Source organism: Giesbergeria sp. (assembly GCF_028686475.1).
In the GTDB taxonomy this organism is placed as follows: domain Bacteria; phylum Pseudomonadota; class Gammaproteobacteria; order Burkholderiales; family Burkholderiaceae_C; genus Simplicispira.
The window spans coordinates 19,301-32,686 of sequence record NZ_JAQUCA010000020.1 but is presented as its reverse complement, the minus strand read 5'-3'; the positions used below and the strand labels follow the sequence as shown (position 1 = coordinate 32,686).

At 57.6% G+C, this 13,386-nt stretch carries 11 protein-coding genes; 8 read left to right on the top strand and 3 right to left on the bottom strand.

Going from position 1 to position 13,386, the window contains the following annotated elements:
- Positions 1-261 precede the first annotated feature (261 nt).
- On the bottom strand, positions 262-621 hold the full coding sequence (clpS, locus tag PHX60_RS12370; protein WP_300078139.1) for an ATP-dependent Clp protease adapter ClpS: 360 nt from the start codon (positions 619-621) through the stop codon (positions 262-264).
- Positions 622-718: 97 nt separating this feature from the next.
- Positions 719-4,231, bottom strand: coding sequence for a DNA polymerase III subunit alpha (gene dnaE, locus PHX60_RS12365; RefSeq protein WP_300078136.1), 3,513 nt, complete (start codon positions 4,229-4,231; stop codon positions 719-721).
- A 101-nt stretch (positions 4,232-4,332) separates the two neighbouring features.
- Here dnaE and PHX60_RS12360 point away from each other — a divergent pair, with 101 nt between their 5' ends.
- Both PHX60_RS12360 and PHX60_RS12355 read left to right on the top strand, forming a co-directional pair.
- A complete protein-coding gene (locus tag PHX60_RS12360; RefSeq protein ID WP_300078133.1) occupies positions 4,333-5,133 on the top strand; it encodes an outer membrane protein assembly factor BamD in 801 nt (266 codons plus the stop codon).
- Positions 5,134-5,166: 33 nt separating this feature from the next.
- Positions 5,167-5,964: a protein phosphatase 2C domain-containing protein gene (locus tag PHX60_RS12355; protein WP_300078130.1), complete on the top strand. Its 798-nt coding sequence runs from the start codon at positions 5,167-5,169 to the stop codon at positions 5,962-5,964.
- Between the two features lie 58 nt (positions 5,965-6,022).
- On the opposite strand, the gene PHX60_RS12350 is transcribed toward PHX60_RS12355, so the two are convergent.
- On the bottom strand, positions 6,023-7,042 hold the full coding sequence (locus PHX60_RS12350) for a nitronate monooxygenase (protein ID WP_366144385.1): 1,020 nt from the start codon (positions 7,040-7,042) through the stop codon (positions 6,023-6,025).
- A gap of 171 nt (positions 7,043-7,213) precedes the next feature.
- Here PHX60_RS12350 and PHX60_RS12345 point away from each other — a divergent pair, with 171 nt between their 5' ends.
- The 6 genes from PHX60_RS12345 to mnhG are packed head-to-tail and all read left to right on the top strand — an operon-like array spanning position 7,214 to position 13,385.
- Positions 7,214-10,138 carry a monovalent cation/H+ antiporter subunit A gene (locus PHX60_RS12345; RefSeq protein ID WP_300078125.1) on the top strand — a complete coding sequence of 975 codons (2,925 nt, stop codon included), beginning with the start codon at positions 7,214-7,216 and terminating at the stop codon, positions 10,136-10,138.
- Positions 10,138-10,506, top strand: coding sequence for a Na+/H+ antiporter subunit C (locus PHX60_RS12340; RefSeq protein ID WP_300078122.1), 369 nt, complete (start codon positions 10,138-10,140; stop codon positions 10,504-10,506). Before PHX60_RS12345 ends, PHX60_RS12340 begins: the two co-directional genes overlap by 1 nt.
- Positions 10,503-12,233 (top strand): monovalent cation/H+ antiporter subunit D, encoded by a 1,731-nt coding sequence (locus tag PHX60_RS12335; protein WP_300078119.1) that lies wholly within the window; start codon positions 10,503-10,505, stop codon positions 12,231-12,233. The genes PHX60_RS12340 and PHX60_RS12335 overlap by 4 nt, the downstream gene beginning before the upstream one ends.
- The gene (locus tag PHX60_RS12330) at positions 12,230-12,721 is read left to right on the top strand and encodes a Na+/H+ antiporter subunit E (RefSeq protein ID WP_300078116.1); all 492 of its coding nucleotides are present in this window, start codon (positions 12,230-12,232) and stop codon (positions 12,719-12,721) included. The genes PHX60_RS12335 and PHX60_RS12330 overlap by 4 nt, the downstream gene beginning before the upstream one ends.
- Positions 12,718-13,011 (top strand): K+/H+ antiporter subunit F, encoded by a 294-nt coding sequence (locus PHX60_RS12325; protein WP_300078113.1) that lies wholly within the window; start codon positions 12,718-12,720, stop codon positions 13,009-13,011. Before PHX60_RS12330 ends, PHX60_RS12325 begins: the two co-directional genes overlap by 4 nt.
- A complete protein-coding gene (gene mnhG, locus PHX60_RS12320; protein ID WP_300078110.1) occupies positions 13,011-13,385 on the top strand; it encodes a monovalent cation/H(+) antiporter subunit G in 375 nt (124 codons plus the stop codon). The genes PHX60_RS12325 and mnhG overlap by 1 nt, the downstream gene beginning before the upstream one ends.
- Position 13,386 lies beyond the last annotated feature (1 nt).

Here is a 13,386-nt window from a genome sequence, read left to right as displayed (position 1 = left end):
GCGGTTTCAACCTTCGGGCTTTTACCTTGGCCCAGCATGATCAAAACCTTGCAGAGCAGCAAACTGAGGAAGCATTTGCTGGTGCGTCTGAACGACCTGTTGTTAACGTAGCGGATTGGCTACCGCTTTCCCTGGTCAACCCGGCTTAAATCCTTTCGGCTTCAAGCCCCATCCTTCAGGATGGGGTAATTGACGTGAACTCCTTTGTGCTTGCGAAAAAGTGGAACTGTATTTGAGGATGCTAGGTGTTTATTCAACCGTTTATTCAACCGGCTCGCTCAGGCATTGCAAGGGATGGCCCGCCTGATGGGCGGCTTCCATCACCTGATTGACTTTGGTGGTGGCCACATCGCGCGAGTAAACCCCGCACACGCCTTTGCCATCGAGATGGATTTTGAGCATGATTTGCGTGGCCATTTCGCGGTTTTTGCCAAAAAATTCTTGCAACACCACAATCACAAACTCCATTGGGGTGTAATCGTCATTGAGCATCACCACGCGGTACATCTGTGGCGGCTTGGTTTTTTGCGGCACGCGCTCCAGCACAACGGCATCGCCATCATCTGGTGCAGGCCGATGCACCGCAGGCGTGCGAGCAGGGGTGGGGATTTTGGTTGCCATAAAAATCATTCTAACGATGCGCGCGCATGGGCGCTGAATGGGGGAATCTGCGCCCGTGGGCAGATTTTTTCAAGTGTTGTAATCACATTCTTGAAAATTATTCGTAAACGATGGTAACGCGCCCTGGTTCGGCCTGTTGCGCCCAAGCGGCCAAAGCCTCGTCGCTGGGGTAGGTGCGGTGGGCTTCGCCCAATTGCACTTCGGCATGGGCCGTGCCTTCAGGGCCAGCGCAGGCGATGGACAGGCGCACCGGCAAGCCGTATTTTTGCGCCTCGCCTTGGGCTGGGGTTTCAACGTGGCAGGGGTAATCGCGCAACAAACGCGCCAAGTCGGGCGTGGTATCGCCCACGGTCACTTGCAGGTATTTGCCAAAACGACTGCGCGCCGTAGGCAAGTTTTGCACTTGCTGCACGATAAAGCGGGCTTCAAAGCCGTTGCGTCCCGGTTGCAGGCGACCTGAAACGATGACCAGCTCGTCGTCTTGCAGCAGCTCGCGGTACTGGTTAAGCACCGCTTCGCTGGCCGAGGCTTCAATTTGGGCTGAGGTATCGTCCAGCACAAAAATGCCTTGTTTGCCACGCATCCCATTGACTACCCGAAAACCGTCCACAATCCCGGCCACGGTTTGCGTGTCGCGCGTATCGCGCAACTCGGCCAAGCGGGTGCGGACAAAACGGCGCACTTCGGGGGCGACTTCATCAAACAAATGGCCCGACAGGTAAAAGCCCAAGGCGGGTTTTTCGTAGCCCAGGCGCTCTTTCACGCCCCAAGGGGCTACCTCGACCAGCTCCGGCTCTTGGGTGCTAGAGCCGTGGGCATCGGCATCCATATCAAACAAACCGCTTTGGTTGGCATTGGCCAGCGTGGCAGTGACAAAGTCAAAGGCTCGGTCTATGGAGGCCGATAAAGCAGCGCGGTTTGGCTCGATGCTGTCAAAGGCCCCCGCTTTAATCAAGGCATCCACCGTGCGTTTGTTGAGTTTGCTGCGCTCGACGCGCAGGCAGAAATCAAACAGGCTGCTAAACGGCCCACTCTGGCCGCCATGCGGGCCTTCGCCCTTGCCTTCGCGCGCGGCAATAATGGCCTCAATGGCGGCTTGGCCGGTACCTTTGACGGCCCCTAAGCCGTAACGGATGCTGCTGTCTGAAATGGGTTCAAAACGGTAAGCGCCTTGGTTGATGTCGGGCGGCTCAAATGAAAGGCCAAAGTTTTTCTGTGCGTCATCGAGCAACACCTTGAGCTTGTCGGTGTCGTCCATTTCGATGGTCATGTTGGCGCAAAAAAACTCCGCCTTGAAATGCACTTTCAGCCAGCCGGTATGGTAGGCCAGTAAAGAATAGGCTGCCGCGTGCGATTTGTTAAAACCGTAACCGGCAAATTTTTCCATCAAGTCAAAAATCTCATCGGCTTTTTCTTCGCTGATGCCATTTTTGGCTGCCCCAGTGCGGAAAACAGCCCGATGCTCGGCCATTTCTTCGGCCTTTTTTTTGCCCATTGCGCGGCGCAATAAATCTGCACCACCGAGCGAGTAGCCGCCCAAAATCTGCGCCGTTTGCATCACCTGCTCTTGATAGACCATGATGCCGTAGGTTTCGGACAGCATCTCGGCCACCAGCGGATGCGGGTATTCGACCGGCTCTTTGCCATGCTTGCGATTGACAAAGCTGGGGATGAGGTCCATAGGCCCAGGGCGATACAAGGCGTTCAGGGCGATGAGGTCCTCTAAGCGCGTGGGGCGGGCTTCTTTCAACATGCCCTGCATCCCTCGGCTTTCAAACTGGAACACCGCTTCGGTCAGGCCATCGGAGAACAGCTCGTAGGTGGCTTTGTCGTTGAGTGGGATGTTTTCAAAGGAAAAATCGGCTTGTTTGGGGTGACGTTGCACGATAAATTCGCGCGCCAGCTCCAAAATCGTGAGTGTGGCCAAGCCCAAGAAGTCAAACTTCACCAAACCGATGGCCTCGACATCGTCTTTGTCGTATTGGCTGACCGCCGATTCGCTACCCGGCTGTTGGTAGAGTGGGCAAAAATCGGTCAGTTTGCCCGGTGCAATCAATACGCCCCCGGCGTGCATCCCGATGTTGCGCGTTAAGCCTTCCAATTTTTGCGCCAAGGCCAGCAGGGTCTTGACTTCATCTTCTTTGGCCAAGCGTTCGGCCAACACCGGTTCGGCTTCAATCGCGCCCGCAATGGTGATGTGCTGGCCCGGCTTGTTGGGGATGAGTTTGCTGATGCCGTCGCAAAAGGTGTAGCTCATGTCCAGCACCCGGCCCACATCGCGGATGGCGGCGCGCGCGGCCATCGTGCCGAAGGTGGCAATTTGGCTCACGGCTTCTTTGCCGTATTTGTCTTTGACATAATCAATCACGCGGTCGCGGTTGGACTGGCAAAAGTCAATATCAAAGTCGGGCATCGAGACGCGCTCGGGGTTGAGGAAGCGCTCAAACAGCAGTTTGTATTCCAGCGGGTCTAAGTCGGTAATTTTGAGCGCATAGGCCACCAAAGAACCTGCCCCAGAACCCCGGCCCGGCCCCACCGGGCAGCCGTGGGCTTTGGCCCACTGGATGAAGTCGCCCACAATCAAAAAATAGCCCGGAAAGCCCATTTTGAGGATGGTGTTGAGTTCAAACTCTAGTCGCTCAACGTAGCGTGGGCGCTGTGCCGCGCAGACTGTGGCATCAGGGTAGAGGTGCAACAGGCGTTGCTCTAGCCCTTCGTGTGAGACGTGGCGAAAGTAATCTTCTACCGACAACACCTGCCCATTGACTGGCGGAATCGGAAAATTGGGCAATTGTGGTTTGCCCAAGACCAGCGTCAGGTTGCAGCGTTTGGCAATTTCTAGCGTATTGGCCAGCGCCGAGGGTACATCGGCAAACAACGCCTGCATTTGCGCCGCTGGTTTGAAATACTGCTCGCGCGTAAAACGGCGCACGCGGCGCTGGTTGCCCAAGATTTCGCCTTCGGCAATACACACGCGCGCTTCGTGGGCTTCGTAGTCGTCTGCGGTGGCAAATTGCACCGGGTGCGTGGCGACTACGGGCAATTGCAACTGGGCGGCCAATTGCACCGTGGCGGCAACATGGCTTTCATCGTCCGGGCGGCCAGCGCGTTGGATTTCTAAATAAAACCGTTGGGCAAACAAGGCCGCCAAGCGCTGCGCTATGGCCGTGGCACCAGCGGTATCGCCACGCACCAAGGCTTGGCCCACGGGGCCAGCTTGGGCACCGGCCAGCACCAACAGCCCGGCGTGCAGCTCTTCTAGCCAGGCCCAAGTGCAGACCCCTTGGCCTTTAATTTGTTTGCGTGTCCAAGCCCGGGCCAGCAACTCAGACAGATTCAGGTAGCCTTGGTTGTCTTGCACCAACAGCACGATGCGGCTGCTTGGGTCGCTGGCGCTGGCACCTTCGAGCAAAATTTCGGCCCCCAATACGGGCTTGACCCCCTTGCCACGCGCTTGTTTGTAAAACTTGACAGCCCCAAACAGGTTGTTGAAATCCGTAATCGCCAGCGCGGGCTGGCCATCGGCGGCGGCGGCTTGAACCACCTCGTCAATACGGTTGGTGCCGTCAACGACGGAAAACTCGGTGTGTAGGCGCAAATGAACAAACATAGCCGCCATTGTAGAAAGGCTGGAGCCACGCAATGCGAGGCTTGGCCCACCGGTACAATCGGCAGCCCGTTTGCTCGTTCTTCCCAGAAAGCTGTTTTACCATGCCGCGTGTGTCTGTCGCGATTGTTCCCGCCCTGCTGGTTGCCAGTGCTTTGCTGGCAGGCTGCTCCACTGTCACCGAAGACAAAACCGCCGGTTGGAGCCCCGAGCGCATCTATGCGGAGGCCCGCGAGGAAGTCAGCGGCGGTGCCTTTGACAAAGCCGTGGTGTTGCTAGAAAAATTAGAAGGGCGTGCCGCTGGCACTCCATTGGCCCAACAGGCCCAACTGGACAAAGCCCACGCCCAATACAAAGGTGGCGACAAAGCGCAAGCGCTGGCCACACTGGACCGTTTTCTGAAACTGCACCCTGCCAGCCCAGCGGCAGATTACGCGCTCTACCTGAAAGGCTTGGTCAACTTTAATGACGAGCTGGGTTTATTTTCTTGGGTAGCGAACCAAGATTTGTCCGAGCGTGACCAAAAAGCGGCCAAAGATTCTTTTGAGTCTTTCCGTGAGCTGAGTACGCGCTTTCCCGAGTCCAAATACACCCCCGATGCCCGCCAGCGCATGACCTACATCGTCAACGCGCTGGCGCAGTATGAAGTGCATGTGGCGCGCTACTATTTTCAGCGTGGTGCCTATGTAGCGGCCATCAACCGGGCGCAAATTGCCCTGTCAGACTACCAAGGCGTGCCAGCACAAGAAGAAGCCCTGTTTATCTTGGTGCGCTCCTACGATGCCTTGGGCATGGTGCAACTGCGCGACGATGCCCGTCGGGTGTTCGATGCCAGTTATCCGCACAGCAAGTACCTCGCGCAGGGCATCGAGCAGCGTCCATCCTCTTGGTGGAAGCCTTGGTAAAAACACGGGGCCAATCCCTTTTTTGGCTTGGGCATGTCTAAAGCATTTCGTATCAGCGCCTCCACGGGTATCCACAAGGGCGACCGCAGCTACCAGCAAGACCAAGTGGCCTTGCTCACCCATTCGCGTTACAACGGCTGTTTGCTGGGCGTGCTGGCCGATGGCATGGGCGGGCGCAGTGGTGGCCGCAAAGCCTCCGACCAGGTGATGATGACCGCGCGCCAGTTGTTTGAGCGCTATTCGCCCGACTATGACGATGGCCCCTCCATGTTAAAAAACCTGGTGGAAGAGGCGCATATCGTGATTCGCCTGACGGCCATTTCCTCCGAAGAGGAGCCACACAGCACTTTGGCGGCTTTTTTAATCAATCCGCGCGGCGATTGCTATTGGGTTCATGCGGGGGATTCGCGCATTTACCATTTTCAAGACGGCAAAATGGTGCATCGCACCAAAGACCATTCTTATGTGCAAGCCTTGGTGGATCGGGGTGATTTGACCGAAGACGAGGCCCAAGTGCATCCCCAGTCCAACATTTTGTTGGGTTGCTTGGGGGCCGAGGTGGACCCGCCTATGGGCACGCACAGTATTCACCAACTGCGCCCCGGTGATGTCCTTATGGCTTGCAGTGATGGCGTTTGGCACTATTTTTCTGCCGAAGAAATGGCCACCGTGGTGCAATCGCTCACGCCGCGCGAGGCGACGGAGTTTTTGATTGAAAAAGCCCGGATGCGCGGGCGTGGTGGCGGTGACAATCTGTCTTTGGTGATTGTCAAAATTGAAGCGCTAGAGGTGGAAAAAAAACCACCACTGCGCTTTGGCATGGGGCGTTAATTCAGTCTGTGCAAGCGCTGTGGAGTTTTTTGGTTTTGATGGTCTAAACGCCATTGGCCTAAGCGCCACTGGCCAAAGCGCGGGTCAATGCAGCCGCAGGTATTTCTTGGCAGCCAGAGACGTTTTGCCCAGCCCACAGAGGCGAAAAATCACCATTGCCCCTGCATTCGGCCTTCAGGCGCAAGGCCGCAGAGGCCGCCGTGGCCAGTGGAAAGGTGGGGGCCAAAGGATGTATCGGGCCTAACTCGCGTACCAAACGGTTCACCATGCCCCGTGCTGGCCGACCAGAAAAAACATTGGTCAACGTGGTTGTGTGTGCCAGAGGGCTTTTCAGGGCGGCGCGGTGGATGCTGCTGGTCGTCGCCTCTGGGCACAGCAGGTAGGCTGTGCCCACTTGCACCCCGGCGGCACCCAAGGCCAAAGCGGCGCGCACGCCAGCTGCATCGGCAATGCCTCCGGCAGCAATCACCGGCACTTTTACGGCCTTGACCACTTGTGGCCACAGGGCCAAGCTGCCCATTTGGCTGCTCAGGTCTTCGCTCAAAAACATGCCTCGGTGGCCGCCCGCTTCTAGTCCTTGGGCGATGATGGCATCCACGCCGCGCTCTTCTAGCCACAGGGCTTCTGTCACCGTGGTGGCGGACGAAATAATTTTGGCCCCTGTACTGCGTACCATTTGTAACAATTCGGGGGCGGGCAGGCCAAAATGAAAACTCACTACGGCGGGTCGGTAAGCACAGACCAAAGCCGCCATGTCGCGATTGAACGGCATTCGGCTGGTGGCCCAAGGCACTTGCGCTGGGTTAATGCCCCATTCGGCATAGTACGGCGCAAACAGGGCTTGCCATGCCGCCGCTTTGTTTGTATCGCCCGCAGGCGTGGGGTGGCAAAAAAAATTGAGATTGAAGGGGCGGCCCGGTGTTAGCTTGGCCTTGATGGTGTCTAGCTCGGCGCGCAGTGCTTCGGCATTGAGCATGGCGCACGGCAAAGAACCCAAACCGCCCGCATTGGACACGGCAATCGCCAAGGCGCTGTTCTGTACGCCTGCCATCGGTGCTTGGATGATGGGCAATTCCATTCCCAAAAGAGTTTGTATCTGCATTCGGTGTTGCTTCCGCAAAAAAAGAAGGCGCTGGCATCCAGTACGCTGGCCAGCAGGGTTGCTTAGCGATACTACTCTCCTCATCCTCAGTCACTGGTATGGCTATCGTTTTGGCTACCTTTTTCTAGCCCGTAAAATGGCAAGGGCATGTCTTTGATTATTCTGATCTTTCTACCCTTTTTGGCCAGTGCGCTGGCGGCGGTGCTGCCCTCTAACGCACGCAACACCGAATCTACGCTGGCCGGAGCCGTAGCGCTGTTTTGCTGCGTGCAAACGGCGCTTTATTTTCCGCAGGTGGCCCAAGGCGGCGTGGTGCGCGAAGAAATCACTTGGTTGCCCTCTTTGGGGCTGAACTTGGTGCTACGCATGGATGGCTTTGCCTGGATGTTCTGCATGTTGGTGCTGGGCATTGGGGCGCTGGTGGTGCTGTATGCGCGCTATTACATGTCACCGGCAGACCCGGTGCCACGCTTTTTTGCCTTCTTCTTGGCGTTTATGGGCGCGATGATGGGCGTGGTGCTGTCGGGCAATTTGATTCAGCTGGCGCTGTTTTGGGAGTTGACCAGTCTGTTCTCCTTTTTGCTGATTGGCTATTGGCACCACCGCAAAGATGCCCGCCGAGGTGCGCGCATGGCCCTGACGGTCACTGGCACGGGCGGCCTGTGTATGCTGGCCGGTATGCTGGTGCTGGGCCATATCGTCGGCAGCTATGATTTAGACCATGTGTTGGTAGCGGGCCAATTGGTGCGCGACCATCCGCTTTACCTGACGGCACTGGTGCTGATTTTGCTTGGTGCCTTGAGCAAAAGCGCGCAGTTTCCGTTCCACTTTTGGTTGCCCCATGCGATGGCCGCGCCCACGCCGGTGTCGGCCTATTTGCATTCGGCCACGATGGTCAAGGCAGGGGTGTTTTTGCTGGCGCGGCTGTGGCCGGTACTTAGCGGTACGCAAGAATGGTTCTGGCTGGTGGGTGGGGCGGGGGTCTGTACCCTGCTGCTGGGTGGTTATCTGGCCATGTTCCAGAACGATTTGAAGGGCTTGCTGGCCTATTCCACCATCTCGCATTTGGGGCTGATTACCTTGCTGCTGGGCCTCAATAGCCCACTGGCAGCAGTGGCGGCAGTGTTCCATATTTTGAACCATGCGACCTTCAAAGCCTCGCTGTTTATGGCGGTGGGGATTGTGGACCACGAAAGCGGCACGCGCGATATTCGGCGCTTGTCTGGGCTGCGTAGCATGATGCCGGTCACGGCCACGCTGGCCACGGTGGCGGCGGCGGCGATGGCCGGGGTGCCGTTGCTGAACGGATTTTTGTCCAAAGAGATGTTTTTTGCCGAGACGGTGTTTTTGGATGGCAGCACGCTCATCAACTATTTTTTACCCATCGCCGCCACCGTGGCAGGCATGTTCAGCGTGGCTTATTCCTTGCGTTTTACGCTAGATGTGTTCTGGGGGCCACCAGCAACCGATTTACCGCATACCCCGCACGAGCCGCCCCATTGGATGCGCGTGCCGGTAGAGTTGCTGGTGTGCGCCTGTTTGGTCGTAGGCACTTTGCCCGCGTGGGCGATTGGCCCTTACCTTAATGCCGCTGCTTTGCCGGTGGTGGGCGGCATTTTGCCGGTGTTCAGTTTGGCGGTTTGGCATGGGTTTAACACGCCCTTCGTGATGAGTTTAATCGCCTTGCTGGGAGGCAGCTTGTTGTACGGCTTGTTGCGCTGGCAACGCCAACGCGCTGGCAGCTTGCGTGGTTGGCCAGCGTGCCTGAATGGCCAGCGCTGGTTTGAGCATCTTTTGGCGCGCTTGTCTTGGCTGGGGCGCCAAGGGCGGCGTCTGCTGGGCACGCACCGCTTGCAATGGCAAATGTTTTGGCTGTGTTGCGTTACCTTGTTGGTCGCTACCGTGCCGCTGTGGAGCCGTGGCTTGCACATTGGCAATCGCTCTGCCATGCCGGTATCGCCCGCTTTTGTCGCCTTGTGGATAGGGGGCATGGTTTGCGCTTTGGGGGCCGCGTGGCAAGCCAAATACCACCGTATGGCCGCGCTCACGCTGATGGGCGGGGCGGGGCTGTGTACCAGCATGACCTTTTTATGGTTTTCGGCCCCAGATTTGGCGCTGACGCAATTGATGGTCGAGATTGTGACCACGGTGCTGATTTTGCTCGGGCTGCGCTGGTTACCCCGGCGGGAGCAAGATATTCCGCCACGCACAAGCCAGCGGGTGCGTACTAAGGTTCGGCGTTTGCGTGATTTGTGGATTGCTTTGGCCGCTGGCGGGGGTATGGCAACGCTGGTGTTGGCGATGCTCAGTCGGCCCTTTCCAGACAGCACCTCGACGTTCTTCTTAGAAAACGCCCTGATTGGCGGCGGTGGCACCAATGTGGTGAATGTAATGCTGGTTGATTTTCGGGGTTTTGATACCTTTGGCGAGATTGTGGTGCTGTGCATCGTCGCCCTGACGGTGTATGCGCTGCTGCGGCGCTTTCGCCCCGCCCCCGAGACCATGGATTTACCGGTACAGCAACGCAGTTTGCCCGCCGATTTGCACACTGATTTAATCAACCCACGCCAAGCTGCCGATACTGCCCTGGGCTACCTGATGGTGCCAGCGGTGTTGGTGCGTTTGCTGCTGCCCTTTACCGTGTTGGTAGCGCTACACTTTTTTATGCGTGGTCACAATGAACCCGGTGGCGGCTTTGTTGCTGGATTGATATTTTCAGTGGGCTTGTTATTGCAATATATTGTCTCGGGTACGCAATGGGTAGAAGCCCACATGCCCCTGACTCCCCGGCGCTGGATGGCCACGGGCCTGTTGTTCGCTTTGGCCACTGGTTTGGGGGCCTTGTATTGGGGCTATCCGTTCCTGACCACACACACCGCGCATGTGCATTGGCCGGTGGTGGGTGATTTGCACATTGCCAGCGCCCTGTTCTTTGATTTGGGCGTGTTTACCTTGGTGGTGGGCACCACACTGGTGATTTTGACTTCTATCGCCCATCAGTCGGTGCGTGGCCATCGTTTTCATGCCCGCATGGCCGAAGAGGCCGCCGAAAGCACGAAAGAAGACCACTGATGGAAATAACCTTAGCCTTGGCAATTGGTGTTCTCACGGGTGCGGGGGTTTGGCTGCTGCTGCGCCCACGCACCTTTCAGGTCATCATGGGGCTGTCGCTGCTGTCGTATGCCGTCAACCTGTTTATCTTTAGCATGGGCCGTTTGGGTTTGGCCACGGGCATGGAACCGGTGCTGCGCCCCGGTGTAGCGCAAGATTTGGCCCACTACGCCGACCCACTGCCGCAAGCCTTGGTACTCACAGCGATTGTGATTGGCTTTGCCATGACGGCCCTGTTTTTGGTGGTGCTGTTGGCCTCGCGCGGCTTGGCTGGCAACGACCATGTGGATGGCACCGACCCCACTCAGCACCCCGAGGAAAACGCATGAAGGCGCTGTTGCTCTCGCTGGCGCAGTCGGCCATGCCCCATTTGATGCTGGCCCCGATAGCGCTGCCTTTGGTTACGGCGGCTTTGATGCTGATACTGCGCGAAGAGCAGCAGCGCCTCAAAATTGCCCTCAATTTATTTTCTACCGCCTTGGGGCTGGTAATTTCTGTGGTGTTGCTGGTCTGGAGCAACCAACAAGGCTTGCCTACCAGTTTGGGGGTCTATCTGCCGGGCAATTGGCCCGCGCCGTTTGGCATTGTGTTGGCCCTGGACCGCTTAACCGCCCTGATGTTGGTTCTGACCAGCACCGTGGCACTGGCTTCGGTGCTGTTTGCCAGCGCCCGCTGGCACCGCGCCGGGGTACATTTTCATCCACTGTTTCAGTTTCAGTTGATGGGTTTGAGCGGGGCTTTTTTAACCGCCGACTTGTTCAACCTGTTTGTTTTCTTTGAAATCATGCTGGCGGCATCCTATGGCCTGCTGCTGCATGGCTCAGGGCGGGCGCGGGTACAAGCCGGGCTGCATTACATCGCTATCAATTTGGCCGCTTCGGCGTTGTTTTTGGTGGGCGTGTCGATGCTGTATGGCCTGACTGGCACCCTGAACATGGCCGATTTGGCGCGCAGTATGCCCGGCATTGCCGCGCACGACCGGGGTTTGCTGCACGCGGCAGCGGCTATTTTGGCCACGGCCTTCCTGATTAAGGCAGCTGCTTGGCCGCTCAATTTTTGGCTGGTACCAGCGTACAGCGCGGCAACGGCTCCGGTCGGGGCCTTGTTTGCTTTAATGACCAAAGTGGGCATTTATGCCATTTTGCGCCTGTGGACGCTGCTGTTTGGCACCGAATCGGGCGCTTCGGCCTGGTTTGGGAGTTTGTGGTTGCTCAGTGGTGGCCTGTTGACGATGGCCTTTGGCGCGATTGGCATGTTAGGCTCGCAACGCTTAGGCCATTTGGCCGGTTATGCAGCGGTGTTGTCGTCGGGCACCTTGCTGGCGGCAATGGGCTTTGGGCACAATTTGCTCACGGGCAGCTTGCTGTATTACCTACCCGGCTCCACTTTGGCAGTGAGTGCCTTGTTTTTGCTGAGCGATTTAATAGACCGTTGGCGCTCCGAAGGCAGCGAGAGTTTGCCCTACGAACCTTTGGCCGACGAAGCCCCTTTCTTAGATGCCGAACTGGTGCCCACCGTGGGCATGAACCTCGATGAGCAAGAAGAGGTGCTGGTCGGGCGGGTGATTCCAGCGGCAGCGGCCTTGATGGGGGGCGCTTTTTTGGGCTGTACCCTGATGGTGGCTGGCTTGCCGCCCTTGGCCAGTTTTGTCGGCAAGGTGGCCATGCTCACCGCCGTGCTTAATCCTTTGGGTTTGGGTGGCTCGGCGGGGCACCAACCGGGCTGGCCGGGCTGGAGTTTTCTGGCGCTGCTGATTTGTTCGGGCTTGCTGGCGCTGCTGGCCCTCACCCGTGCCGGCATTCGGCATTTTTGGGCGGCGCACAACCGGCCTGCACCCCAGTTGCGGCTGGTAGAGGGTTTGCCGATTGCCGGTTTGTTGTTGCTGTGTGTCTGGCTTACGGTAGCGGCTGAACCGGTGTTGCGCTATACCCAAGCCACTGCCGATGCCCTGCATTCACCCAGCACCTATGTGCGGGCCGTGATGTCGGCCATGCCGATTGCATCGCCCGTGTATTTACCCAGCGGGCAACCCATCACCGGGCAGGAGCAACCATGAAGCGCTTATTGCCCATGCCTTTGCTGTCGCTGGCTTTGTTGTTGTTGTGGCTGTTGCTCAACCGTAGTTTGAGTGCCGGGCACCTGTTGTTGGGGACGTTGCTGGCCTTGTGCATCCCATTGCTGACCCAAGAGCTACGCCCTTTGCCGGTGCGCGTGCGTCGGCCCCTGACCATCGTGCGCTTGTTGTGCCGGGTGCTGCTGGATTCTGTCCATTCCAATATCGCCGTGATGCGCTTGTTGCTGCTGCCCGGTAGCCGCAGTCATCCGCCTGGTTTTGTGCATGTACCACTGGATTTGCGCGACCCCAACGCCTTGGCCGTGTTGGCCATGATTGTCTGCATCACCCCCGGCACGGCGTGGGCCGAGTTGGCCTTAGACCGCAGTATGCTGTTGCTACATGTGCTAGAGGTAGATGATGCCCAAGCCATTGCCAACTACATCAAACAACACTACGAGCGCCCTTTGATGGAGATTTTTGAACTATGACGACCGCCGCCACCTTGCCTATTTTGTCGTGGGCGGTGCCTTTGGCGGTGCTGATGTTGGTGCTGGCGATGGCCTGTACCTTGGTGCGGGTGTTGTTGGGGCCAGCAGCACAAGACCGGGTGCTGGCGCTAGACTGCATGTACCTCAATGGCATGTTGGCCATGCTGGTGTTGGGCTTGCACTACAACAGCCCGCATTATTTTGAAGCCGCTTTGTTGGTGGCCTTGCTCGGCTTTGTCAGTTCGACCGCGATGGCTAAATTTCTGTTACGTGGCGAGGTGATTGAATAATGGACGCACCAGTTTTGCCCTTGTGGGCTGAAGTGGTAGTGGCGGCGCTGCTGCTCTTGGGTGCAGCCATTGCCTTGCTCGGCTCTAGCGGCCTGCTGCGGCTGCCCAGTTTTTTTGAGCGGGTTCATGCCCCAGCTATGATTGCGACCTTGGGCTGCTGGTGTATTTTGGCCGCTGCGATGCTGTATTTTTCTGTGGTGTCAGGCGGCGTGGCATGGCACATGCTATTGATTGCTATTTTTCTGGCCATCACCGTGCCCATTACCACGATTTTTTTGATGCGTGCAGGTTTGTTTCGGGCGCGCCAAGCGCGGCGCAAAGAGGTTCCGCCAACACTGAGCCGTATCCAGCCCACCCGCGTGGATAAACCCTAAG